General features: G+C 38.2%; 2 protein-coding genes. Both read right to left on the bottom strand.

The annotated features are described in order from the left end of the window. Positions 1 to 129: 129 nt before the first annotated feature. Entirely contained in the window at positions 130 to 1,053 is a 924-nt protein-coding gene (locus PX636_RS12800) for a restriction endonuclease (protein ID WP_012267329.1), read from the bottom strand. Between the two features lie 263 nt (positions 1,054 to 1,316). Then, a complete protein-coding gene (locus tag PX636_RS12795) occupies positions 1,317 to 1,652 on the bottom strand; it encodes a hypothetical protein (RefSeq protein ID WP_147071731.1) in 336 nt (111 codons plus the stop codon). Positions 1,653 to 1,794: the final 142 nt, after the last annotated feature.

The raw sequence follows: 1,794 nt of genomic DNA, 5'->3' as shown, positions 1-1,794 counted from the left end.
GATTTCATAGATTTCTTTGGTCGATACACCTAAGTTATAAGTAGGGAGGCACAATTATTTGTAGGATGAGTTAGCGGTAGCGTAAACTATGCGGGCGTTGGGTTTCATGCTTCAACCCAACCTACGTTATTATTCATCCCCAAAATAATCATGATCGATTCTCTTGATTTCATAGATTTCTTTGGTCGATACACCTAAATTATAATCAATCATCAATTGACCTAATTCTTCCCCATCAATCAGCACTATTTTTATCTCATTTCTGGGGGCATATTCTAAAGCCTCTTGGGTAAAATAGGAAGTGGTGATGAAAATACCTTTTTTGGCTCCTTGTCCCGCTAATGCCCCGACAAATTTCTGGATTTCTGGACGACCAACGGCATTATTATCAGCCCATCTTTTGGCTTGAATATAGATTATATCTAAACCGAGTCTATCTTCTTTTATTATCCCATCAATCCCTTGATCACCGCTCTTACCCACTGCTTTACCTGCATCTCTAATCGAGCCACCATAACCCATTTTTACCAGTAATTCTACTACTAATTTTTCAAAAGCATCTGGGGATAATTTTCGCAGAATAGAAAGTAAGTCTGTCGCTAATGCTTGACGAATTTCTTGATAGGAGTTTTCTAGTAATTCCTCTGGGTTTTGTTCTTGATCAGAAGCTAATAAATTGCTTTCAAGAGTAATAGTTTCATTTTGCTTATTGACTCTAGTAAATTCTTGAAACTCAGGAAATTGCCTGAGAAATTTTGTATCGATATGGTCTAGATTTTGAGATAAGATTTCTTTTCCTTTCTCAGAAATTACAAAAGTTGCCCTTTGGGGTGAGTCAATTAATCCCGCTTTCTTTAAATAGGTTTTTGCCCAACCGACTCGATTAGCAAAAATTTCTTGTTGTCCACTGGGAAGCATTTCTTTTCTTTCCGCTTCCGTGACTTGAAACTCTCTGACCAAGGCTTCAAAAATTTCTCGATATTTATAAACTTTGCCATCTGCAAGTATTTTTAATAGCGGCAACATAATCGATTGAAAATCTGGAATAGGCATAGTTCAAAAGCGGGGTCAGTCATTCCGATTATACAGCAACAAGCTCCAAGAATTTAGATAGATAATAATACACATAAAATTATGAATAATCGAGAGGCATTCCTAAAGAATTTGAGAGAGAAATTATCGCCATTGATAATCGTCTTGATACTCAAAAATAAGCTGTTGACTATCTAAATTACTTGTTAAGACTGTCTATGAGCGCCAGAGCTGCGGAGCAGGGAGAGCTTTTTTGGTGATAGCTAAAAAACCCCCTATCCCTGCTATTCATACAAAATCTCATCAAAACAAGCTTCTCCCACACTCGCTAAAGTCCTAGCGGCAGCTTTATCGGTTTTCGACTTCTGCACGAGGGTGCGGAATTGCTGTAGATTATAACGAGCTTGGAATTTTTTAATCGTGCAGTCGCATAGGTCTTTTGCCACATCAGCAGCTAATCCCTCCGCGCGCGCTCTTTGTAAACATTCTTGACGATAACTGTCAAAAGTCGTGGCAGGATTAGAACTTTGGCTAAGGTAAACGGCATTATTAGCCTGTACTGGCAAGGATAAAGCCAATAAACCGATAAAAGTTAGTAAATATCTTTGATTTCTCATCATAATAGCTTTTTTAAGCCTGAAATCCCCCACTATATTAGAGAACTGCTGCATAAATTATAGATCGATCGCTCAACTCTTGGGTTCCACTCTTGGCAAACTGTCATCTGTTATGCTAAGATAAATACTGCTTGATCGGCGCCAT

This window comes from Microcystis sp. M53598_WE2 (assembly GCF_030067735.1).
Lineage (GTDB): Bacteria > Cyanobacteriota > Cyanobacteriia > Cyanobacteriales > Microcystaceae > Microcystis > Microcystis aeruginosa.
The sequence above is the reverse complement of the archived record's forward strand: the minus strand, read 5'-3'. Positions and strand labels throughout refer to the sequence as shown.